The organism is Stenotrophomonas sp. Nf1, from assembly GCF_003028475.1.
Lineage (GTDB): Bacteria > Pseudomonadota > Gammaproteobacteria > Xanthomonadales > Xanthomonadaceae > Stenotrophomonas.
In genome coordinates, this window is the sequence record NZ_PYTV01000014.1 from 77852 (window position 1) to 99283 (window position 21432).

General features: G+C 68.2%; 19 protein-coding genes. 5 read left to right on the forward strand and 14 right to left on the reverse strand.

The genetic code is table 11. The features are described 5' to 3' along the window. Positions 1-193 precede the first annotated feature (193 nt). The 4 genes from C9412_RS19930 to C9412_RS19945 all read right to left on the reverse strand — a co-directional run bounded on the left by C9412_RS19930 (position 194) and on the right by C9412_RS19945 (position 2519). The gene (locus tag C9412_RS19930) at positions 194-730 is read right to left on the reverse strand and encodes a hypothetical protein (RefSeq protein WP_107233185.1); all 537 of its coding nucleotides are present in this window, start codon (positions 728-730) and stop codon (positions 194-196) included. A 96-nt stretch (positions 731-826) separates the two neighbouring features. After that, positions 827-1051: a hypothetical protein gene (locus C9412_RS19935; RefSeq protein ID WP_107233186.1), complete on the reverse strand. Its 225-nt coding sequence runs from the start codon at positions 1049-1051 to the stop codon at positions 827-829. Next, the gene (locus C9412_RS19940) at positions 1048-1749 is read right to left on the reverse strand and encodes a glutamine amidotransferase (protein WP_107233187.1); all 702 of its coding nucleotides are present in this window, start codon (positions 1747-1749) and stop codon (positions 1048-1050) included. Before C9412_RS19940 ends, C9412_RS19935 begins: the two co-directional genes overlap by 4 nt. Then, positions 1746-2519, reverse strand: a complete 774-nt coding sequence (locus tag C9412_RS19945) for a YggS family pyridoxal phosphate-dependent enzyme (RefSeq protein ID WP_107233188.1) — start codon at positions 2517-2519, stop codon at positions 1746-1748. The genes C9412_RS19940 and C9412_RS19945 overlap by 4 nt, the downstream gene beginning before the upstream one ends. Before the next feature lie 76 nt (positions 2520-2595). Between C9412_RS19945 and ptsJ the strand changes: the two genes are divergently transcribed. Beyond that, positions 2596-3882, forward strand: coding sequence for a transcriptional regulator PtsJ (gene ptsJ, locus C9412_RS19950; RefSeq protein WP_107233189.1), 1287 nt, complete (start codon positions 2596-2598; stop codon positions 3880-3882). Between the two features lie 171 nt (positions 3883-4053). On the opposite strand, the gene C9412_RS19955 is transcribed toward ptsJ, so the two are convergent. The 7 genes from C9412_RS19955 to C9412_RS19985 all read right to left on the reverse strand — a co-directional run bounded on the left by C9412_RS19955 (position 4054) and on the right by C9412_RS19985 (position 12933). Then, positions 4054-4560 carry a hypothetical protein gene (locus C9412_RS19955; RefSeq protein WP_107233190.1) on the reverse strand — a complete coding sequence of 169 codons (507 nt, stop codon included), beginning with the start codon at positions 4558-4560 and terminating at the stop codon, positions 4054-4056. 227 nt (positions 4561-4787) lie between these two features. Beyond that, the gene (locus C9412_RS19960; protein WP_107233191.1) at positions 4788-7898 is read right to left on the reverse strand and encodes an error-prone DNA polymerase; all 3111 of its coding nucleotides are present in this window, start codon (positions 7896-7898) and stop codon (positions 4788-4790) included. A gap of 6 nt (positions 7899-7904) precedes the next feature. Further along, on the reverse strand, positions 7905-9314 hold the full coding sequence (locus C9412_RS19965; protein WP_107233192.1) for a DNA polymerase Y family protein: 1410 nt from the start codon (positions 9312-9314) through the stop codon (positions 7905-7907). 9 nt (positions 9315-9323) lie between these two features. Further along, positions 9324-9938, reverse strand: a complete 615-nt coding sequence (gene imuA / locus C9412_RS19970; RefSeq protein ID WP_107233193.1) for a translesion DNA synthesis-associated protein ImuA — start codon at positions 9936-9938, stop codon at positions 9324-9326. A 258-nt stretch (positions 9939-10196) separates the two neighbouring features. Then, the gene (locus tag C9412_RS19975; RefSeq protein ID WP_107233194.1) at positions 10197-11204 is read right to left on the reverse strand and encodes a cyclase family protein; all 1008 of its coding nucleotides are present in this window, start codon (positions 11202-11204) and stop codon (positions 10197-10199) included. Positions 11205-11239: 35 nt separating this feature from the next. Then, entirely contained in the window at positions 11240-11890 is a 651-nt protein-coding gene (locus C9412_RS19980; RefSeq protein ID WP_107233195.1) for a DsbA family protein, read from the reverse strand. A 92-nt stretch (positions 11891-11982) separates the two neighbouring features. After that, positions 11983-12933 carry a LysR family transcriptional regulator gene (locus C9412_RS19985; RefSeq protein WP_219906195.1) on the reverse strand — a complete coding sequence of 317 codons (951 nt, stop codon included), beginning with the start codon at positions 12931-12933 and terminating at the stop codon, positions 11983-11985. A 141-nt stretch (positions 12934-13074) separates the two neighbouring features. Here C9412_RS19985 and C9412_RS19990 point away from each other — a divergent pair, with 141 nt between their 5' ends. Next, positions 13075-13953, forward strand: a complete 879-nt coding sequence (locus C9412_RS19990; RefSeq protein ID WP_258190378.1) for a sterol desaturase family protein — start codon at positions 13075-13077, stop codon at positions 13951-13953. Positions 13954-13962: 9 nt separating this feature from the next. Here the strand turns inward: C9412_RS19990 and C9412_RS19995 are convergent, their stop codons facing one another. Further along, positions 13963-14667 carry an AraC family transcriptional regulator gene (locus tag C9412_RS19995; RefSeq protein WP_107233197.1) on the reverse strand — a complete coding sequence of 235 codons (705 nt, stop codon included), beginning with the start codon at positions 14665-14667 and terminating at the stop codon, positions 13963-13965. Positions 14668-14906: 239 nt separating this feature from the next. Then, positions 14907-15341, reverse strand: coding sequence for a glyoxalase (locus C9412_RS20000; RefSeq protein WP_107233198.1), 435 nt, complete (start codon positions 15339-15341; stop codon positions 14907-14909). Between the two features lie 337 nt (positions 15342-15678). Here C9412_RS20000 and C9412_RS20005 point away from each other — a divergent pair, with 337 nt between their 5' ends. Next, entirely contained in the window at positions 15679-18474 is a 2796-nt protein-coding gene (locus C9412_RS20005; RefSeq protein ID WP_107233199.1) for a glycoside hydrolase family 3 C-terminal domain-containing protein, read from the forward strand. A gap of 101 nt (positions 18475-18575) precedes the next feature. On the opposite strand, the gene C9412_RS20010 is transcribed toward C9412_RS20005, so the two are convergent. Next, positions 18576-19472 (reverse strand): LysR family transcriptional regulator, encoded by an 897-nt coding sequence (locus tag C9412_RS20010; RefSeq protein WP_107233200.1) that lies wholly within the window; start codon positions 19470-19472, stop codon positions 18576-18578. 105 nt (positions 19473-19577) lie between these two features. On the opposite strand from C9412_RS20010, the gene C9412_RS20015 reads away from it, so the two are divergent. Then, a complete protein-coding gene (locus C9412_RS20015) occupies positions 19578-20936 on the forward strand; it encodes an MFS transporter (protein ID WP_107233201.1) in 1359 nt (452 codons plus the stop codon). Then, complete coding sequence (locus C9412_RS20020; RefSeq protein WP_107233202.1) at positions 20936-21319, forward strand: DUF4440 domain-containing protein; 384 nt, start codon at positions 20936-20938, stop codon at positions 21317-21319. The genes C9412_RS20015 and C9412_RS20020 overlap by 1 nt, the downstream gene beginning before the upstream one ends. The last annotated feature ends 113 nt before the right edge of the window (positions 21320-21432 follow it).

Genomic DNA, 21432 nt, shown 5'->3' on the forward strand with positions numbered 1-21432 from the left:
AACAACTGGGAGGGGAAACAGCCCGCGGCGGCAAGGGCAGCGGCTGCACCTTACAGCAAAAGAGAATCATTTGCATCTGTTGGCGGTGTGCGTCGACAGGCGGACGGTAGAGTCGACTGCCAGTCGACTGGTTTTCTGATCGACTGCTCCTTCCGTAACAGCTGCAGAATCCCGTGCTTCGCGCGGTAGTCGACTAACCGTCGACTCTACCGTCTGCCACTTGGTTGTTGCCGCGGTAGTCGCAGTGGATCTGCAGTGCTTCGGTCGGGTTGTGGTGCAGATCGAAACCGCACTGCTGCAGGCTGTGCTTCACCCGCGCGATCGCTTCGGCATGGCGGGCGACGCGGCGCGCCTGCCAGACGGGAGGCGTGAATACGCCCAACGGCAACAGCCGCAGCCGTTGGCCATGCAGCACCAAGGAGACATCGACGTGACGTCCATCGATGTCGTGACCGTTGGCACCAAAGATGGCATCGACCTCATCGCGGCGCTGCGGATAGCAGGTGCGGAACAGGGCGATGCCCAGCCGGCGCACCGCGCGGCGGAAGCCGCCGAGGCGGCTGTGGCCGGATTCGAAGCCGCGCGTGACCAGCAGGCCGAGCCCGGAAGGCAGCAGCGCCTGCGCGTCGAGCAGGCACTGCAGTACCTCTGCTTCGATCTGGATGTGGGTGGAGGGCCAGCGCGGGGCGACACGCAGCCCGTGGTGGTTGCCGCATTGCAGGGTCAGCATGCGTGAAGCCTGGCATGGGACCAGGTCGCCGGGTAGTGCCGGCCGCTGGCCGGCAGATCCGGATGCCGGCCAGCAGCCGGCACTACCGCCGTCGGGTTAGAGATTGCGGTACTGGATCTGAACCGCCAGCACGCGCAGGCCGTCGGCGTTGCTGGACAGGATGCGCTCTTCGCCGATGCCTTTCTGCCGTTGCAGCTGGTAGCCCTGATCGGCGGGCAGCTGTGCGGCGATGCTGTCCATGTGCTGCCGGGCATCGGGGCCGCTGCAGTCGAAGTGGCCCCAGTAGGCGCCATTGCGGTGGATCTGCAATCGGTAGTTCATCGGGCTGTCTCCGGTAGTTCCTGCAACCACTGGCTGAACATCGCGGTGGCCGCTGCCGCCAGCGGTGCGCCATAGCGGCGTGCCTGCGCACGCAGGTCGTTGGGGTCGATGCCGGCCTGGGCCAGCTCCAGGGTGTGCCCGATCAACCAGCGCTCGAACTGGCGCGCATCCAGTTCAGGATGGCACTGCAGGGCCAGGGCGTGGTGACCGATGGCAAAGGCCTGGTGGCGGCAGGCCGGCGTGCAGGCCAACCGGCGCGCACCTGCCGGGAGCTCGAATGCCTCGCCATGCCAATGCAGTACCGGAATACCCTGTAGCGCCAGCAGTGGTGAACGCTGACCCTCATCGGTCAGCAGCAGCGGCGAAAAGCCGATTTCCTTGCCACCGCTGGGCGCAACCTGTGCGCCCAGCGCGCGTGCCATCAGCTGCGCACCCAGGCAGATGCCCAGGGTAGGCCGCTGCTGTAACAGCCGTCGTTGCAGCAGCGCGATGCTGTCGTCGAGGAACGGGTAAAGACCAACATCATTGACGCTGATCGGCCCGCCCAGCACCAGCAGCAGGTCGGCCGTTTCGGCTGGATCGAGGGCATCGACGCCGGCCTGCAGCACCTGCAGCTGCCAGCCCTGTGCCAGCAGCAGCGGGTGCAGGGTGCCGAGGTCTTCGAAGGCGACGTGTTGCAGGACAACCGCGTGCTTCATGCCTGGGCTCCGTTGTTCGGCCAGTAGAAGCTGTCCGGGGTAGCGCGGGCGCCGAAGATGGCCTGGCCGACACGGACCACGGTCGCGCCTTCCTCGATGGCCACTTCGAAGTCACCGGACATGCCCATCGACAGCTGCGACAGGTCGAGGCCAGGTGGGGCGCTGCGTTGCAGCTGATCGCGTAGTTCACGCAGGCGCACGAAGCAGGCGCGCACGCGCTCGACGTCGGGGCTGAAGATGGCCAGGGTCATCAGGCCACGTACGCGCAGGCGGTCGAAGGTCGGCAGCTGCTGCACAAATGCCTCGACAGCAGCGGGTTCCAGGCCGTACTTGCTCGGTTCGGCGGAGGTGTTGACCTGTACGAACACATCCAGCGTGCGATCCTCCAGCTGCAGGCGCTGTTGCAGGGCCTCGGCCACGCGCAGGCTGTCCAGGGCCTGGAATTCGCTGGCGAAGCGTGCCACGTAGCGCGCCTTGTTGGTCTGCAGATGGCCGATCACCGACCAGTGCACGCCGAGGTCGGCCATCGCTTCGGCTTTGCGCTGTGCCTCCTGCACCTTGTTCTCGCCCAGTTCGTGGCAACCGGCGGCCACCGCCATGCGGATACGGGCGTCATCGACGGTCTTGCTGACCGGCAGCAGGCGTACGCCGGCCGGGTCGCGGCCGATGCGGGCACAGGCATCGGCGATGCGTTGGCGCACCGTGACCAGGTTGGCGGCGATCTGTTCGACAGACTGGGCGACGGGCCAGTCGGCGGCGGCAAGGGGCATGCGGGCACCTCCAATGCAGGGCGGCCAGGGTGGGATACACTGGCACAGGACAAGAATTATTTTGGCATAGGACAAAATGAAAATCACCGGGCATAGCGCCGAGTCGATCTTCGACAGCATCCGCGATGGCATCGGCAAGGGCCGGTTGCCAGCGGGCAGCGTGCTGCCACCGGTGCGCGAGCTGGCCGAACAGCTGGCGGTGAACCGCAACACCGTGGCCGCCGCCTACAAGCGGCTGGACGCGGCCGGCCTGGCCAGCACCGGTGGCCGCCGCGGCACGGTGGTGCGCGGACTACCGCCGACGATGGCGCGCGAGGGCACCCCACCGGGATTGGCCCTGCATGACCTGGCCGGTGGCAATCCGGATCCACGCCTGCTGCCGCCCTTGCGGCTGGCTCCGGCTGCGCCGCGGCTGTATGGCGTGGGTACGGTCGACCCACGGCTGCAGTCGTTGGCGCGGGCCTCGCTGGATGCGGACTGCCCCGTCGGCTATGCGCTGGAACTGACCCATGGTGCGGTCGATGGCATCGAGCGCCTGTTGGCGGCGTGGCTGCTGCCGGGCGACCGGATCGCGGTGGAGGATCCCTGCTTCCTCGGCAGCCTCAATGTGCTCAATGCCTTGGGCCACGCGCCATTGCCGGTGACGGTGGATGCACATGGCATGCAGGTGGAGTCGCTGCGCCAGGCACTGGAGGCCGGCGCGCGTGCGGTGCTGCTGACCCCGCGTGCGCACAATCCGACCGGGGCCAGCCTGGATGCGAAACGGGCACGGGCGCTGCGCCAGGTGCTGACGGCCTACCCGCAGGTGGCGGTGTTGATCGACGATCATTACGCGCTGCTCTCGCAGCAGGCCTATCACTCGGTGCTGCCGCTGGATGGCCGCCGTTGGGCAGTGCTGCGCTCGCTGTCCAAGCCAGTGGGCCCGGACCTGAGGCTGGCCTGGCTGGCCTGCGATGAAGCAACGGCCACGCGGTTGCGGTTGCGGTTGGCGTCCGGTACCGGCTGGGTCAGTCATCTGCTGCAGGACGCGGCCATCTCGGTGCTGGCCTCTTCCGCGCAGCGGGCCAGGATCGTGGCTGCGGGTGAGCGCTACCAGCAACGCCTGCAGTCGCTGCAGGAGCTGCTGCGGGCGCGCGGCGTGCCGACGCCGCAGCCGATGGAAGGCTTGAACCTGTGGCTGCCGTTGCCGGCCGACAGCCATCGGCAGGTACTGGCGCTGGCCTCGCGTGGCTGGCATGTGCGCGCGGGCGAGGTGTTCGCGGTGGCTGCGCCGGGGCATGGCCTGCGCATTACCTGCGCGGCACTGGGCGCGACGCAGTTGCGGCAACTGGCCGATGATCTGGCGGCGGTGTGCGGTTCGTAGCGTCGAGCTTGCTCGACGGCCCGTCACGCAGCGTCGAGCGATGCTCGACGGCTTCTACCCACAGCAGCCGAGCATGGCTCGGCTCTACAATGATGAAGGAAAGCCGAGCATGGCTCGGCTCTACAAAGGTGAAGCGACGTCGAGCAAGCTCGACGCTACGGCGTGCGGTGATCAGGGCGCGGCGTTGGCACCGGGGCGGACGTAGTAGGACTGGCCGCTGTCATCGACAAACATCAGCTCCGGCTTGCCCTGCCAGGAGGTGAGCATGGCGCCGGTGTTGTTCTGGTGCTTGACCATCAGGCTGGCGCCCCGGTCCGGATTGGCGACGACCTTGAAGACTTCGGTGGTGCCGCTGGCGTCGTCCAGGGTCAGCACGGCTTCGCCGCCGCGGTCGCTGGTGCCGTAGCCACCGCGCTCGGAGCCATCCGGGCCGAGCAGGATCAGCCCGGAAAGCGCCGTGGCGCGCGGCCCTTGTGGGCGCCCCTGGCTGAGCGGATCGGGAACCGGTGCACCGAGGATCACGCGCGGTTGACCATTGCCATCGTGGATGACCAGGCCGCGTGCCTCGATGATGCGCTGTGGTGATTGGCTGCGATGCAGGTTCCAGGCGGTCCAGCCGGATACGAGCAGGGCAAGGGTCGAGACCCCCAGGGTGGTCAGCAGCAGCGCACGGGGCATCGGGTCGTCCTTCCTTGGATGTGCCGACGATAGCGGATGCAAAAGGTGATGGGTAGAGCCGGCCGAGTAGAGTCGACTGGGTAGAGTCGACTGTTAATCGACCGCTGTTCGATCAGGTCGCGGAAATTCCCGCGCTGGCGCGCGCAAGTCGACTGACAGTCGACTCTACCCAGTAGCCATCACCCAGCAGCCATCACCCGGTAGCCGTTACGCCGTCATTCCCGGGATCAGTGGAAATCGCGGCTGTGGCTGCGCAGGCCCTGCAGCAGTTCATCCAGGCAGTGCATGCGCTGCACGATGACATGCTGCACGCCATCAACACGCTCCAGTCGGCCGTCGATCTGCATCAGCTGGGTGTCGACCAGCACCCGGTGCTGGCGGTCGGCCAGGTGCCGCCAGACCACCGCATTGACCATGCCGGTCTCGTCCTCAAGGGTGAGGAAGGTGACGCCGCTGGCGGTCTGCGGGCGCTGGCGCATGCGTACCAGGCCGGCGATGCGCACGCGGCGGCCGTGGCCGTGCCCGGCCAGCTGCGCGGCATCCAGGCAGCCACGGCTGCGCAACTGCGCACGCAGGAACGAGATCGGATGGCGACCCAGCGTGGTGGCGGTGCTGCGGTAGTCGGCCTGCATGTCTTCCCAGGCGCTGGGCAGCGGCAACGGCACGCGGGCCTCGGCCGTGGCACGCGCCTGATCGAACAAGGGCAACCGGTTTTCCACGCCGGAGATATCCCAGCGCGCACGATGGCGATGGCCACTGAGCCCACGCAGCGCACCAGCATCGGCCAGCAGGCCCTGCTGGCGGCGGTCCAGTGCGGTGCGCTGGCACAGGTCGCTGACATCGTCGAACGGACGCCGCGCACGCTCGCGCACGATGGCCTGCACGGCCGGTTCGCTGCAGCCGTCGATCAGGCGCAGGCCGAGCCGGATCGCCGCCGGCCCCTTGCTGAAATCCAGCGTGCAGTCCCAGTTGCTGTGGCGCACGTCCACCGGCAGCACGCCGATGCCGTGCCGGCGCGCGTCCTGCAGCAGCTGGTCGGGGCTGTAGAATCCCAACGGCTGGCTGTTGATCAGGCTGGCGGTGAACGCGGCGGGATGATGGCACTTCAGCCAGCAGCTGTTATAGGTCAGCAGGGCGAAGCTGGCAGCATGGCTTTCCGGGAAGCCGTAATCACCGAAGCCCTTGATCTGCTCGAACAGGTGTTCGCCGTACTCACGGCTGAAGCCATTCTTCAACATGCCGGCCAGCAACTTCTCGCGATGCGGTTCCAGGCCGCCACGACGCTTCCATGCCGCCATCGAGCGGCGCAGGGCATCGGCTTGGCCAGGTGTGTAACCTGCTGCTTCCACTGCCAGCTGCATTACCTGCTCCTGGAACAGCGGTACGCCCAACGTGCGTGCGAACACGCGCTCCAGTTGCGCTGGATAGAGCGGATTGTTCGGGTCGTTCAGTGCATCCGGGCCTTGCTCGCGCAGGATCCTCCGCCGTTCCAGATAGGGGTGCACCATGTCGCCCTGGATCGGGCCGGGGCGCACGATCGCCACTTCGATCACCAGATCGTAGAAGTTGCGCGGCTGCAGGCGTGGCAGCATCGCCATCTGCGCACGCGATTCGATCTGGAACACGCCGATGGTGTCGGCGGCGCAGATCATGTCGTAGGTCTTCGTATCCTTGGCAGGGATCGCATCCATGCGCCCGCTGTGCAGGCCGTGCTGCTGCAGCATCGCCAGGCATTTGCGGATGGCGGTGAGCATGCCCAGCGCCAGGCAGTCGACCTTCATCAGGCCGGTGGCATCCAGGTCATCCTTGTCCCACTGGATGACGGTGCGGTCGGCCATCGCCGCGTTCTCCACCGGCACCAGGGTCGACAGCGGATGCTCGGAAATCACGAAACCGCCCGGGTGCTGTGACAGGTGGCGCGGGAAGTCGATCAGTTCGGCCGTCAGTGCCAGCAGCCGCCGCATCAGCGGTGTATCCGGATCGAAACCGCGCTCGCGCAGGGTCTCCGGCAGCGGTACATGGCCACCCCAGTGGTCCATCGCCGCGCCCAGTTCGTTGACCTGGTCCATCGGCAGGCCGAGCGCACGGGCCACGTCGCGGATCGCGCTGCGGCCACGGTAGCTGATCGCCACCGCAGTCAATGCGGCGCGTTCACGACCATAGCGGTTGAACACGTACTGCAGCACTTCCTCGCGGCGCTCGTGCTCGAAATCGATGTCGATATCCGGCGGCTCGTCGCGCTCGGCGGAGATGAAACGCTCGAACAGCAGGTTGCTGCGCGCCGGGTCGATCTCGGTCACGCCCAGCACGAAGCACACCGCCGAGTTGGCCGCCGAACCACGCCCCTGGCAGAGGATGTCCTGGCTGCGCGCGAAACGCACGATGTCCTGCACGGTGAGGAAGTAGGAGGCGTAGTTCTTCTGCTTGATCAACGCCAGTTCGTGCTCGATCTGCGTGCGTTGTGCCGGTTTTATGCCGTCTTTCCAGCGCCACGGGATGCCACGCTCGACCAGCACCCGCAGCCAGCTGTCCGGATCATGCCCTTCGGGCACCAGCTCACGCGGGTAGGTGTACTGCAGCTGCTCCAGCGTGAAGTGGCACCGCTCGGCGATGCGCAGGGTCTCGGCCAGCAGTTCGGGCGGGTACAACTGGGCCAGTGCTGTGCGTGGACGCAGGTGGCGCTCGCCGTTGGGGAACAGGCGCCAGCCGGCTTCGGCCACGCTGCAACGGTGGCGGATCGCGGTCAGCGTGTCCTGCAGGGCGCGGCGGCGGCGTACATGCATGTGCACATCGCCACTGGCCACCAGTGGCAGGCGATGGCGTTCACCGAACGCCTGCAGTTGCTGCAGGCGGCGCGCATCGTCGTGCTCGTGGTGCAGCTCCACCGCCAGCCACAGTCGATCGTTGAAGGCATCGCGCAGCAGCTCCAGGTCGGTGGCGGCCGGGTGCCGGTCCAGCCACAGGCACAGCAGGCCGTCGGGCAGGCCGAGAATATCCTCGCGCAGGCAGCGGTACTCGCCCTTGGCCGCCCGCCGCCGGCAGAGGGTGATCAACTGGCACAGCCCGGCATAGGCGGCCTGGTCGGTGCACAGCAGGGCCAGCTTCGGCCCATCCTCGAGCTGGAATTCGGCGCCGACGATCAGCGCCACGCCATGCGTCTTTGCCGCCTGCCAGGCGCGCACGATGCCGGCCAGCGAGCACTCGTCGGTGATCGCCAGGGCGCGGTAGCCCTGGCCGGCCGCGCGTGCGAACAGCTCTTCGGCGATCGAGGCGCCACGCTGGAAACTGAAGGCCGACAGGCAATGCAGTTCGGCGTAGCCGGGCAGTCCGCTGTGCATCACGGCTCAGCCGAACCAGCCGTGCAGCATCCACGGCGCATGCGGGTCGTTGCGGGTGCGGAACGCCCAGCCGCGCTGACCGTGCGCGGTTTCCACCACGTAATAGTCGCGCCGTGCATCGGCCTGGTCCCACCAGCCCGATTCGATCCGCTCCGGCCCGGCGACGATGCGCAGGCGCGGGTCGCGCAGGGGCTGCGGCGTCTCCAGCAGCCAACCGGGGCGCAGCGGCCAACACGCGGGCGGCTTGACCGGTGGCTGGCTACCACTGGCGCGTTCGGGTCGATGGTCGGCCTGTACCGCCAGCGGCTGCACCGCATCATCGCCCAGCCGTGCGCGCAGGCGTTCGCGCAGCTGGTTCCAGGGCATCGCCTGCGCGGGCCGGGTATCGAACAGATCGCGCGCGGCCGGTACGAACGGTGGCAACTGCTCGGCCTGCAGGCGCAGCGCGCGGCTGCCGGCGGGCAGGGCGAAGGCCTCCATGCGGTTGCGCGCGATCTCGAACAGCAGCGCGGCATCGCGCTCGGGTGCCAGCAGGCCGATGGTCAGCACGCTGGGCGGCAGCAGATCATGCTCGAAATGCAGGTCGAACTGCTGCACGCCGCCATCGCGCGAGCACAGGAAGGCGGCCAGGTCCAGCAGCAGGCGGCGCAGCGGGAACAGCAGGGCCTGGCTGGATTCGATCTCGTATTCGAATTCGATGCGTGCATCGAAACGGTCCGGTGGCTGGTAGTAGCGCAGCGGCGCGGTGGGCAGGCCCCGCAGTGCGTCCAGCTGCTGCAGCACCTCGGGTGCGAAGCGCCGGGCCAGGCTGTCGCGTGGCAGGTCGAGCACCGTGCCCAGCGTGCGCAGGCCGGAGCGGCCGAGCACGGTCACCGCATCACTGGGCAGGCCGCAGCGTGGCAACGGCAGCTGTGCCAGCACTGCCGGCAACTGCTGCGCATCGAGGCCAAGGCCGTCATGCACGTTGGCCAGCGCGCGTGCGGCATGCGGGTTGGGCGCGGCCACCAGGCGATGGCGGAAACCGAGTTCATGCAGTTCGTTGCGCAGGCGCTGTTCGATGGCGGGCCAGTCACCGAACAGGGCGCGGCTGGCACCGATCTCCAGTACCAGCGCATGCGGGAAATCGAGGCTGACCTGCGAGCTGTAGGCGTAGGCCCAGCTGGCCAGCAGCTGCCGGGTGTGCTGTTCGGCGTTGGGGTCGTAATCGTGCAGATGCAGGTCCTGCACCAGCACCTGCGCGGCCGACAGCAGCATGCCCGGGCGCAGGCCCACCGCGCGCGCGGCCGGGCTGACCGCGCGCAGCACGCGGCGCTGGGCCGGCCCCTGCAGCAGCACCAGCGGCCGCTGCGGGTCCGGCTGCAGGCGCAGCACGCTGTCCAGCGCCAGCTGCGGCAACAACAGGCAGGCCCAGTGCATGGCGCGGCCTCAGTGCGCGATGGCCAGCGGCAGTGGCTGTGCCGGCGGCAACCCGCCGCGGCACTTCAGCACCCGCACCTGGCCATGCTCGAGCTGCAGGCGCAGGCTGGCCGGGGAGGGGTTGCGCGCCGCACGTGCTTCGCGGAACACGAAGCCCAGGCACTGGCCGCTGTCGGCGGCCACCTGCAGGCGGCGCAGGGCGCGGTCGTCGGCCTGCTGCGGCCAGCACAGCACCGCCGCACAGGCGGCAGAGCGCAGGCATTGTTCGGCCGCCCACAGCGCCTGCTTCGGTGTGGCCTGGATGATCTGCAGCTGGGCCAGCTCCAGCCCGGCGGCGGCCCAGGCCGGCGCATGCGGGCGATAGGGCGGGGCGATCAGCACGATCGGGCGGTCGCGTTGGCTCAGCCGGGCCAACGCCGGCCAGACCAGGGCCAGTTCGCCCACGCCGGGCGCGGCCTGCAGCACCTCGCACAGCCCGCTGGCCGGCCAGCCGCCACCGGGCAGGCGGGCGTCCAGGGCCGGGTGGCCGCTGGCCAGATGGTCGCTGGCCGGCCCGTGGCGGGCCGGGCCACGCCACAGCTGGCGACCATCCAGCAGCCGGTCGAGGGCGACAACGGCGCCCATCAGCCGGTCCTCCAGGGGAGGCGCCGGGCAGGCTGGAAGCGGCAGAGATGGGCGGAAACGGCGGGCATGGAGCGAGTATCGACAGGCGCGTATCAGGGGCTGAGACCGGACATGCTACTCGCGTTGTAAGTAGAATTACTAATGAAATCGGCGGGTCGGGTTTCAGGTTGCTGAAGGGGTAAAGGAGTGCCGACCAAGGTCGGCACCCACCCGGTATGGGACGGAATGCCGATCAAGGTCGGCACCCACAGGCCCCGGTTACGGGCGCACCGGCAACGCCACCGGTCGCAACGGTGCGGCATCGCCGCCGCGGATCTTCAACGGGCCGCCGATGAAGGCGAACTCGTAGACCTTGTCGCGGGCCAGTTCGTCCAGTGCCACCAGTTCGATGATCGGCGCACCCTGCTGGGCCAGCAGGTAGGTGTGCAGCGGCACGTAGTCGTCGGACACCTCCGACGGGAAGGTCTCGAAGCTGAGGTTGTCGGCGCCGACGATCATCGCGCCGCTGTCTTCGACCAGGAAGCGCGCCGCGTCCAGGCCCATGCCCGGCGGGTTGGCCATGTAGGCCTTCGGCTGCTCGAACAGGCGCATGCGGCCGGTGCGGATCAGCACCACGTCGCCCTGCTGCAGCGTCACCTTCTGCCGTGCCAGCGCATCCTTCAGGTCCTGGCGGGTGACGCGGTAGCTGTCCGGCAGCATCTCCACGCCCTTGGCGCCGGCCACGTCGATCAGCACGCCACGGGCGATCAGTGGCGGGAATTTCTCGATGCCGGTGACCTTCCAGCCACGGTCGCCCAGATGCTTGTCGGCCTCGAAGCCGTTCCAGATCTTCCCGTGGATGCCGAAGTGGTTCAACGCATCGATGTGGGTGCCGGTGTGGCTGTACATCGAGAAAGCGGTGCCGGTGTAGCTGCGGGTGAGGTTCATGGTTTCGCCCACGCCCATCGGATCATCCATCACCGTGCCGCGCGGGGTGTGGGTCATCCAGAACTGGTAGTGCGGGTCGCCGGCGTCCTGCCAGCTGGGCATGCCGACGTAGTACTCGGTGGCCAGGTCATAGGCCTTGCCGCCGCTGACCCGCGACAGGATCGCCGCGCGCGAGGCGTCGGTGATCAGGTTGAGGCGGCCGATCTCGTCCTTCGGCCCCCAGGGGCTGGTGCCGACCTGCTGGCCGGAGGGAACGCGTTCGTGCGCGGACACTGTGGTGGAAGCCGCGGTGCCGGCCAGCAGCAGGGCCAGTGCGGTGGCCAGGGTACGTGGGGTCATGGGTAATCTCCTTGTGGGGTGGGGGGCGGTGCGGTTCAGGCCGCGACCAGGTGCGCCAGGGCCTGGCGCAGGTGTGGCAGCGGCAGGGTCTGCAGGCGCAGGCCGTTGCCGCCGATCACGGTGGGAATGGAGTGGATGCCGAGGGCCGCGGCTTCGGCACGATCGGCCTGCACGCGCTGGCGTACGGCGTCGCTGCGCATCGCATCGGCGAAGGTGCCGCGCCGATGACCCAGCGATTCGGCGATGTCCAGCAGCACATCGGCATCGCCGATGTTGCGGTGCTGGTGCAGGTGCGCCCACTGCACCGCGTCGAACATCGCGCCATGGGCGTCGTTGCCGCCGATCAGCCCGGCGGCCTGGCAGGCCAGTGCGCCCAGCCAGCCGGAGGGATACTCGAAGTCCTGTGCGCGCATGCCTTCGATATCGATGCGCGCGGTGTCTTCATGCGCGGCGCAGTCGGTCCAGTGGCGCAGGATGGTCGCCTTGGCGCGCGCCATCGAGCCGAACACCTCGATCATCCGGGCGCGCGAGTCCTGCAGCACGAAGCTGCGGTGGCGCACCTGGATGCCGAGTTCGGCCGAGACCTGCTGCAGGCGCGGGGCCAGCACGAAGCACCAGCCGCAGACCACGTCGTGGAAGAAATCGACCACCGGCGCTGCGGTGGCGGGGGAAGGAGCGGAAGACATCTGCCTGCCATCGGTGAAGGAGGAGGCGGCAGATTAGGCAGGGCGGCGTGGCCGAAACAGCACGCCACGGGCAGCTCAGTTTTCGCTGGGAGTTACGAATCCAGGCCGGCGCAGCCGGGCAGCTCGGCGTGCAGGAAATCGATGAAGGCGCGCACCTTGGGCTGCAGGTGGCGCGAGGTGGGGTAGACCGCATGCACGAAGCGTGGCGGATAGCGATGGTCGGGCAGCACCTGCTGCAGTTCGCCGCGGGTCAGCGCCGGTGCGGCCAGGAACGAGGGCAGGGCGCCGATGCCCATGCCGGCCACCAGCAGGTCACGCAGCAGCAGGCTGTTGTTGACGGTGACGCGCGCCGGCAGGGTGATCGAGACCTGGCCATCGGGGCCGAGCAGTGGCCAGCTGCCGGGCGAGTCGGACAGGCTGTAGGCCAACACGCTGTGCGCCTGCAGATCATCCACCGTGTGTGGCGCGGGGTGCTGCTGCAGGTAGGACGGTGCCGCACACAGCACCTGCTGCAGCGACGCCAGGCGGCGTGCCACCAGCCGCGAATCGTCCAGTTCGGCACGGATGCGCAGGGAGACATCGAAGCCTTCACCGACGGCATCGATCAACCGGTCTTCCATCAGCAGATCCAGTGACAGCTGCGGATGCTGCTGCAGGAAGCGCGGCAGCAGCGGCGACAACGTGCTCAGCGCGAACGACTGCGGCGCGTTCACGCGCAGGCGCCCGCCGACCTCGCCGCGCTGTTCGGCGATGCCGCGTTCCAGCGCCTCCAGTTCGTCGAGCAGACGGCAGCATTCGCGGTAATAGGCGTGGCCGGTTTCGGTCAGGCTCATGCGCCGCGTGGTCCGCTGCAGCAGCACCACCCCCAGGTGGGTTTCCAGCGTACGCAACTGCTTGCTCAGCCCGGCTGGCGAAAGGCCCAGGTCTTCGGCAGCGCGGGCCAGTCCGCCGCGTTCGACGATGCGGCGGAAGGCGCGCATCAGGTTGAAGGAATCCATGCCGGTCCCGCGTGCGATGAGGGCGTCATTGTAGATCCACGCCATGCGTGGATGCAGGAAACACGGTGCCGACCACTCTCCGCATCCACCTGCGGCACGCGCTTGCGCCGTTTGTTCAAGCCAGCAACCTACAGGCCACGCCAGCATGCAGGCCCCTCACTTTCCGGGTTGCCCATGAAGCACTGGATGCTCCGCCTGTATGCCCCCCTGTTCCTGCTTGGATTCGTCTCTGCCGCCATCATCTGGGTGGGGCACTGCCACGGCGATCCGCTATGGCTGCTGGCCCTGCTGGCGCTGGCCATCGCGCTCTCGTTCGGCGCCGAACGGGCCTGGCCGTATGATCCGGCGTTCAACCACGATCATGGCGACAGCGTGCGTGACACCCTGCACGCACTGGTCAATGAAGGGCTGAACCTGCTGTCGATCGCCGCAGTACCGTTGCTGGCGGCGGTCATTCCGTGGCAGGTGTGGCCGGTACAGTGGCCGTTCGCGTTGCAGGTACTGGTTGCCATCATCGCCGCCGATCTCGGCATCACCCTGGTGCACTACGCCAGCCATCGCATCGGCTGGTTGTGGCGGCTGCATGCCGTGCATCACAGCGTCACCCGCATGTACGGCTTCAACGGCCTGATGAAGCACCCGCTGCATCAGGCGGCCGAGGCGGTGGGAGGCGTGCTGCCATTGCTGGTGCTGGGCCTGCCGATGCCGGTGGCGGCAGTGCTGGCATTTGCCATCGCCATCCAGCTGTTGCTGCAGCACTCCAACGTGGACATGCGCCCCGGCGTGCTGGGCCGGGTGATGGCGTGGGCGCCGCTGCATCGCTTCCACCACATGCGCTACGGCACTGCTGGCGACGTCAACTTCGGGCTGTTCCTGACCGTCTGGGATCATCTGCTGGGGACCGCTTTCGATGCGCCGGGTTATCGGCTGCGGCAGCAGGACCTCGGCATCGGCAGCCAGCCGGACTACCCGCGCGATTACCCCGGGCAGCTGCTGGCGCCGTTCCGCGAACTGCCGCATGGCGAGGTGCCGGAATTACCCGAAGGCCTGCGCAGGCGGGAGTGATCGAGCGTGTCAGGCCGCGTGCAGCTGCAGGCCCTGCAGCTGTGCCGCACCGATGCCGAACATGCGGCGCAGGCTGCGCGACAGATGGGCCAGGTCGGCGAAGCCGGCGGCATGCGCGCTGTCGGTGAGGCTGTGCCCGCGCAGGTGATGTGCCAGCGCGATGCGCAGGCGCTGCCACAGCACCCAGCCGCGCAGGGTCACCGCCAGGTCGGACTGGAAACGCCGGTGCAGCTGGCTGGTCGACAGATGCGCCGCTTCGGCGATATCGGCGGCCGGCACCGGGCCCGGCAGGTGCTGGCTGATGCGGGCCAGCGCCGCCTGCACGCGGCGGTCGAGTGGCTGTGCGCGGCTCAGTCGCGGCAACCAGTCGTGCAGTTGCGCTGCAGTACCAGGCAGTGTGTGCAGATGCTGCTGGATCTGTTCAAGGTCGGCATGCGCCGGTTCGAGGAACACCGTGCAACCGGTTTGCGGCGCCGACAGGATTGCGTGCGGCTGGAACGAGGGCAGCCACAGCCGCTGGCCCTGCTGACGCACACCGTCGATTTCGACCTGCCAGGGCGCCTCCTCGCTCAACAGCAGCTGATGGGCGTAGTGCGCATGTGCAGCGCTGCCGCCGGCATGACCCTGCAGCACCGCCACGTGGGCATCCAGCAGCAGCGTGCCATTCCAGGGCAGGGCGGGGGAGGACATGGTGGGATTGTAGATCCACGCCATGCGTGGATGAATCTCCATCGAAATCGAATATTCCGAGAGTTGAACGAAGAGCAGCCGAGCATGGGCTCGGCCCTACAGCAGGCCGTGCGGGGAATTGTCGAAGGCGGGCCATTCCGCCATCGCACGGATAGCCGCTTTTGCTTCTGAGGTTGCCGGCCAGCGGCCGGCACTGCCGCGGGTGTGGGGCGCCACCCGGCCGCGCCGTCACCGCCCGTGCGGGGCGCCGCCCGGCCGTCACCTCATCGCCCGTGTGGATCCGGCCGGTGATGCACGTACTCGACCACCGTGCCATCAGGGTGCACGGCGTTGAACGCCGCGCCGGTCGGCACTACCTGCAGCGGGAAGATGATTTCGGCGCCGGCCGCGACCAGCTTGTCGTGATAGGGCCGAACATCGTCGACCAGCAGTGTGCCGGTGGTCGAGGTGAACGGTGCCAGCGCCGCCGCGCTGCCTTCGATCAGCAGGAACGCACCGACCATCGCCAGGCGCAGCCCGGCCTCCGGGAACGGAAACCCGGCATCGGCCACCAGGCCCTGCAACTGTTCGTAGAAGGCCACGCTGCGCTCCAGCTCACCGGGGGCCACGAACACCCGGATCAGCACGCGCGGCGCGCGCTGGCTGGACGTATCGCAGCGGTCGCGCCAGAGATGGTCGAAGTCGCGGTGGACGGTCATGGGCTCGGTTCGTGGCCAGGGATCTCCATTATCAGCAGCCCTGCGAGGCCTGCTGATGACCGCCGGTGATGGCCTGATAACCACCGGCCCGGTTGCCCCTGTGACTTAGGTCCTGTTGACAGGTGTGAACGCCCTCGCACAATCTTCACATGATTGGGTCGCCCTGCGCGGCCCGGGCAGGCAGGTTGTCACGCCGGGAGGAGGGTCCCGCGCGCAGACCGGCCCGCCCTTCGGCCTGCGGGACGTTGCCTGGCAACCCCTGCGCGGCATGAACGCTGCACCCTTCGGCGGCACTTTCCCTGGACCGATTGCCTTGGCAACGGAATTACGCCTGCCGATGAAAACGTTTACAAAGCCGCTTGCACTGTCCCTGGCCCTGTCTGCCGCACTGGCCGCCCCGGCCTGGGCCGACCCCGCCGCGTTCACCGTGCTGACCCTGGAACAGGCGCCCAACGCCGAGGCGATGCCGGCCCTGGCCGCGCAGCTGAAGAGCCTGAAGGTGGACGCGGTGAGCGTGCGTCAGGTGCAGCGCGGCATCGGCCAGGTCGATCCGCTGCAGGTACTGGCCGATGGCCTGGGCTATGAATACCGCTTCATCGCCGCCGGCAAGGACGATGGCCAGACCCAGCGCGGCCAGGCCGTGCTGACGCGGCTGCCGATCGCCGCTGAATCCGGCCCCGACCAGCCGGGCCTGAACTATCTGCGCCTGGACGATGGCCGCCACACCGTCGCGGTCTATACCGACGCCGGCGCAGGTGCCGCGCAGCTGCCGGCGCTGGTCACCCGTTCGCGGCTGGGTGCACCGGCGGTGCTGCTCGGCGCGGTGGCCGGTGACTCGGCCAAGGCCGCAGGCTTCGATCCGGCGCGGGTGGCGCTGGAAGCCGATGCCAGCTACTTCAGCGATGGCTTCCAGGCCGCCAGCAGCGCACCGTTCAAGGTGGAAGGCAGCAGCCTGCGCGCCACCCTGCTGACCCTGGCCTACGCTGCCGACAGGCACGGCGACGCACCGTGGATGGACACCACCCTCAACGCCGACGCGCGCGCCGCGCTGCTGCTGAAGGCGATGACCGAGGACGAGAAGTTCCAGATGCTGCACAGCTACTTCGGGCTGGGCAAGGACGGTGGCCCGCTGCCGGAAGGCGCGGTGGGTTCGGCCGGCTTCGTGCCGGGCGTGGCGCGCCTGGGCATTCCGTCGCAGCAGTCGGCCGATGCCGGCGTCGGCGTGACCAATCCCGGTGGCATTCGCCCGGGTGACTTCGCCACCGCGATGCCGTCGGGACCGTCCACCGCCTCCAGCTGGAACCGCGAAGTGGCCTTCGCCGGTGGCGCGACGATGGGCCGCGAGGCGTGGCAGCAGCGCTTCAACATCCTGCTGTCGGGCAGCGTCAACCTGCAGCGCGACCCGCGCAATGGCCGTAATTTCGAGTACGCCGGTGAAGATCCCCTGCTGGCCGGTTCGATGGTGGGCGCGTTGATCCAGGGCGTGCAGAGCCAGCACGTGATCTCCTCGATGAAGCACTTCGCGCTGAACGACATGGAGACCCGCCGCAACTTCCACGACGTGCGCATTGGCGAGCAGGCCATGCACGAATCGGACCTGCTGGCCTTCGAGATCGCGCTCGAAGCCGGTCGCCCGGGCGTGGCGATGTGCTCGTACAACAAGATCAACGGCACCTACGGCTGCGAGAACGGCTACCTGATGAACCAGGTGCTGAAGCAGGAGTGGAAGTTCCCCGGTTTTGTGATGTCCGACTGGGGCGGCGTGCACAGCGGTTCGAAGGCGGCGCTGGCCGGCCTGGACCAGCAGTCGGCCGGTGAAGTGTTCGATGCGGCGGTGTTCTTCGATGAGCCGCTGCGCCTGGCCGTGCACGGTGGCGTGGTGCCGCAGGCGCGCCTGAACGACATGGTGGCGCGCATCCTGCGCACGATGTTCCTGCACGGCAACTTCGACAACCCGCCGCAGCACCAGAAGGTCGATGCCGAGGCTGGTTTCGCCGTGGCCCAGCGCACGGTGGAAGAGGGCAGCGTTCTGCTGCGCAATGAAGGCAACCTGTTGCCGCTGGCCGACACGTTGAAGCGCATCGTCATCATCGGTGGCCACGCCGACAAGGGCGTGATCGGTGGCGGTGGTTCGTCGATGGTGGGCGTGACCGCCAAGGGCACCAATGCGGTGCCGGGCGTGCTGCCGACCACCTGGCCGGGCCCGGTGATCTTCCACCCGTCCTCGCCGCTGGAATCGCTGCGCGCAGCGCGTCCAGACGCAACCATTACGTATGTGGACGGCACCAATGCCGCTGCTGCGGCCAAGGCTGCCGCGCAGGCCGACGTGGCCATCGTGTTCGCTACCCAGTGGGCCGCCGAATCGGTGGATCTGCCGGATATGCAGCTGCCGGACAACCAGGATGCGCTGATCTCGGCGGTGGCCAAGGCCAACCCGAAGACCGTGCTTGTGCTGGAAACCAACGGCCCGGTGCGCACGCCGTGGCTGGCGCAGGTGCCGGCGATGCTGCAGGCGTGGTACCCGGGCATCCGCGGTGGCGAAGGCATTGCAGCGCTGCTGACCGGCCAGGTGAACCCCTCCGGCCGCCTGCCGGTGACCTGGGTGGTGGACGAATCGCAGCTGCCGCGCCCGCACATCGACGGCCTCGGCTTCAAGCCGGCCAAGCCGTTCGGTGATGTGTTCGATTTCGATATCGAAGGCGCCAACGTCGGCTACAAGTGGATGGCGGCCAAGGGCCTGACTCCAACGTTCGCGTTCGGTCACGGCCTGTCCTACACCTCGTTTGCCTATGAAAACCTCAAGGTGAGCGTGGAAGGCTCGCGCCTGGTCGCCAGCGTCGATATCCGCAACACCGGCAAGCGCGCCGGTGCCGATGTTGCCCAGCTGTACCTGAAGCTGCCGGCCGGCAACACCACGCCGATCCGCCTGATCGGCTATGACAAGGTGAACCTGCAGCCGGGCGAACAGCGCCGCATCCGCATCGAAGCCGAGCCGAAGACCCTGGCCCACTACGATGCACAGGCCCGCCAGTGGAAGATCGACGGCGGCAGCTATCAGGTGCAGCTGTCGCGCAATGCCGCCGAACCGTTGCAGACGGTGGACGTACAGCTGGTGGAGCAGGTGCTGCGCTGATGCATGAAGACACGGCCCGGCACAGGGCCGTGTCTGAAAAAGGGGACGGAGGGGATTAAGTCGTTTATGCATAAACGACTTAATCCCCTCCGTCCCCTTTTTCATGTGGCGAACCACCCGCGCAGGAAATCAATCAGCTGCCGCACCTTCGGTGAGGGCTGCGTGCTGTGCGGATAGACCGCGTACACGCTCTGCTGCGGGAAGCGATGATGGCGCAGCACCGGGCGCAGGCGATCCTGGGCCAGATCGTCCTCGATCAGCCAGCGCGGCAGCACGGTGACGCCGGCACCGGCCACGGCGAACGCGCGCAGGCTGCTGGCGCCATCCACGCGCACGACTGCATTGCCGGGGTTGGTGGCGAACAACGCATCGCTGCCATCCGGAGCCACCACCGGTACGTCGGCCAGGCGCGGATAACCGAGGCGGGGCAGGGTGCCCAGCTGTACGGGGTCATCGGCAGCCTCGGTGGAGGGCAGGCGTGCCAGCAGGGACGGCGCGGCCACCGCGCACAGCGGGTGGCGCTCCAGTTCGTTGGCGTGCAGGCCCGAGTCCGGCAGGCGGCCGAGGCGGATCGCCAGGTCGAAGCGCTCGGGAATCAGGTCGGCCGGTGCCGGCGAGGTCGACAGGTGCAGCTGCAATGCCGGATGCCGCATGCGAAACGCCTCCAGCGCCGGAATCAGGCGCAGCTGCGCGTACTCCGGCGTGGTGGTCAGGCGCAGCACGCCCTGCAGCTGGTGCTGGTCGCGGCGCGCGGCATCGATCGCGGCCTGTGCAGCGTCCAGCGCCTGCACACAGTGCTGCAGGAACTGCTCGCCGGCCTCGGTCAGCGCCAGGTGGCGGGTACTGCGCAGCAGCAGGGTCACGCCCAGCTCCTGCTCCAGCCGCTTGAGGTTGAAGCTGACCACCGCGCGGCTCAGGCCCAGGCGGTCGGCGGCTGCGGTCAAGCTGCCGGCCTCGACCACGGCACGGAAGATATCGAAGCGATCGAGGCTGACCATGGCGATTCATTGTCAAAGAAGATTTGACAGTGTTGCAGTCATAGTCGTGTTTTTTCAACAAGGCCCGGCCGGCATGCTGGACGCTTCCCTGATGGAGCGCCGTCGATGCCGTCTCCCCGCCTGCGCCATGAGGCGATCTTCCTGCTGGTGTTTGCCCTGGACCTGGTCAACATGTTCATCGCCACGGTGGCCTATCCGGCGCTGGCCGCCGAACTGCATGCCGACATCGGCAGCCTGGCCTGGGTCGGCACGGCCTACATGCTCGGCCTGAGCGTGCTGATTCCACTGGCGCCATGGCTGGCCGCACGCTGCGGCGAGCGGCGCCTGCTGCTGGTGGCGCTGCTGGTGTTTGCGGCTGCCGCCGTGCTGGCGGGTGCGGCACCGGGTATCGGTTGGCTGCTGGGGTGGCGTTTGTTGCAGGGGCTGGCCGGCGGCCTGCTGATTCCGGTGGCACAGGCCGCGGCCTATCGGCAATGCAGCCCCGATCAACGCGGCGCGCTGACCCGGCGCATCCTGCTGGTGGCGTTGCTGGTGCCGGCACTGGCGCCCGCACTGGGCGGTTTGCTGGTGCAATGGCTGTCCTGGCGCGGGGTGCTCTGGGCCAGCTTGCCGTTGGCGGTGATGGCCATAGGTCTGGTGCTGACCTGGATGCCGCCCGATGGCGAGCGCAGTGCGCCGCGCCTGCAGGCCTATGCGCTGTCCACCGCGATGCTGGCGCTGGGCGCGTTGCTGCTGGCACTCACCTGGTTGGGCGAGCGTGACCATCGGGCCGCCGGTGCCGTACTGCTGCTGATCGCACTGCTGCTGGCGGCGGTTCACCTGCGGCATGCCCGGCGGCAGGCACATCCGTTGCTGCGCTGGTCGCTGTTGTCCCACCGTGGCCTGCGGCTGGCGATGCTGGTGTATCTGGCGGTGCCGGGTGTGTTCATCGGCAGCCAGTTGGTCAGCACGCTGCAGCTGCACCAGGCTGGTTACAGCGCCGCACGCATCGGCGCGCTGACGCTGCCGTGGGCGCTGGCCTCGGCCATCACGATCACGGCCAGCAAGCACCTGTTGTCCCGCTTCGGCCCGGCCACGGTACTGCGCGCCGGCATGCTGCTTCAGGCCAGCGGCCTGCTGTTGATGGCGCTGCTGCCACAGCCGGCCTTCGCCTTGGCTGCACTGTTGTTCGCATTGATGGGCGCCGGTGGCAGCCTGTGCAGCAGCACCGCACAGACACTGGCGTTCCAGGGTGTCGAGGGTGAGGCACTGGGCGACGCCAGTGCGTTGTGGAACCTCAACCGCCAGCTCAGCTTCTGCCTCGGCACTGCAGCCATCGCGCTTCTGCTGGCGCTGGCCATGCAGTGGTTGCCGACCCGGGCCACGGGCGTGGCGCTGGGCCTTGCCGCCGTACTGACCTTGCTGCCGCTGGCGCTGCTGCGCCGGTCGCAACCGCTTTTCCTTCCGCAACCCGGGAATACCTGATGGATACCGCAGAACATGAAATCCACCTCCTGCACGACAAACTGCAGGCCTGGTTCCGTGCCGACGTCGGCGCCGATGCGCTCGATGATCTGATGACGCACTTCTGTGCGGACTTCAGCATGGTCGGCATCGCCGGGCGACGGCTGGACCGCGATGCGGTGCGGGCATTGTTCGCCGGTGCCCACGGCGCGCGACCGGGGTTGCAGATCTCCATCGAGGCCGTCCAGGCCGTGGACGCGCCACTGCCGCTGGCGGTGCTGCGCTATCGCGAGGGCCATTCGATCGATGGCGGCAACCCCGCTTGGCGGGAGTCGCTGGCGGTGCTGCGCCAGGAACAGGGGCGCTGGTGCTGGCTGGCGCTGCATGAAGTGACGGCGGCCTGATGGATCCGCCGGGCGCGGCTCGGGGCGCACCGGTTGGTAGTGCCGGCCGCTGGCCGGCATTTGCGTATCGCATCCAAGGGGCATGATGTTGCCGGCCAGCGGCCGGCACTACC

What these genes read in the sequence shown, in the direction of transcription:
- C9412_RS19960 (WP_107233191.1), bottom strand. Translation starts at nt 7,898, where the DNA reads ATGCACAGCGGACTGCCCGGCTACGCCGAACTGCATTGCCTGTCGGCC.
- C9412_RS20010 (WP_107233200.1), bottom strand. Translation starts at nt 19,472, where the DNA reads ATGGTCAGCCTCGATCGCTTCGATATCTTCCGTGCCGTGGTCGAGGCC.
- ptsJ (WP_107233189.1), top strand. Translation starts at nt 2,596, where the DNA reads ATGAAAATCACCGGGCATAGCGCCGAGTCGATCTTCGACAGCATCCGC.
- C9412_RS19935 (WP_107233186.1), bottom strand. Translation starts at nt 1,051, where the DNA reads ATGAACTACCGATTGCAGATCCACCGCAATGGCGCCTACTGGGGCCAC.
- C9412_RS20000 (WP_107233198.1), bottom strand. Translation starts at nt 15,341, where the DNA reads ATGACCGTCCACCGCGACTTCGACCATCTCTGGCGCGACCGCTGCGAT.
- C9412_RS19940 (WP_107233187.1), bottom strand. Translation starts at nt 1,749, where the DNA reads ATGAAGCACGCGGTTGTCCTGCAACACGTCGCCTTCGAAGACCTCGGC.
- C9412_RS19995 (WP_107233197.1), bottom strand. Translation starts at nt 14,667, where the DNA reads ATGGCGTGGATCTACAATCCCACCATGTCCTCCCCCGCCCTGCCCTGG.
- C9412_RS19980 (WP_107233195.1), bottom strand. Translation starts at nt 11,890, where the DNA reads ATGTCTTCCGCTCCTTCCCCCGCCACCGCAGCGCCGGTGGTCGATTTC.
- imuA (WP_107233193.1), bottom strand. Translation starts at nt 9,938, where the DNA reads ATGGGCGCCGTTGTCGCCCTCGACCGGCTGCTGGATGGTCGCCAGCTG.
- C9412_RS19930 (WP_107233185.1), bottom strand. Translation starts at nt 730, where the DNA reads ATGCTGACCCTGCAATGCGGCAACCACCACGGGCTGCGTGTCGCCCCG.
- C9412_RS19990 (WP_258190378.1), top strand. Translation starts at nt 13,075, where the DNA reads ATGCTCCGCCTGTATGCCCCCCTGTTCCTGCTTGGATTCGTCTCTGCC.
- C9412_RS20020 (WP_107233202.1), top strand. Translation starts at nt 20,936, where the DNA reads ATGGATACCGCAGAACATGAAATCCACCTCCTGCACGACAAACTGCAG.
- C9412_RS19945 (WP_107233188.1), bottom strand. Translation starts at nt 2,519, where the DNA reads ATGCCCCTTGCCGCCGCCGACTGGCCCGTCGCCCAGTCTGTCGAACAG.
- C9412_RS20005 (WP_107233199.1), top strand. Translation starts at nt 15,679, where the DNA reads ATGAAAACGTTTACAAAGCCGCTTGCACTGTCCCTGGCCCTGTCTGCC.
- C9412_RS19955 (WP_107233190.1), bottom strand. Translation starts at nt 4,560, where the DNA reads ATGCCCCGTGCGCTGCTGCTGACCACCCTGGGGGTCTCGACCCTTGCC.
- C9412_RS20015 (WP_107233201.1), top strand. Translation starts at nt 19,578, where the DNA reads ATGCCGTCTCCCCGCCTGCGCCATGAGGCGATCTTCCTGCTGGTGTTT.
- C9412_RS19975 (WP_107233194.1), bottom strand. Translation starts at nt 11,204, where the DNA reads ATGACCCCACGTACCCTGGCCACCGCACTGGCCCTGCTGCTGGCCGGC.
- C9412_RS19965 (WP_107233192.1), bottom strand. Translation starts at nt 9,314, where the DNA reads ATGCACTGGGCCTGCCTGTTGTTGCCGCAGCTGGCGCTGGACAGCGTG.
- C9412_RS19985 (WP_219906195.1), bottom strand. Translation starts at nt 12,933, where the DNA reads ATGGCGTGGATCTACAATGACGCCCTCATCGCACGCGGGACCGGCATG.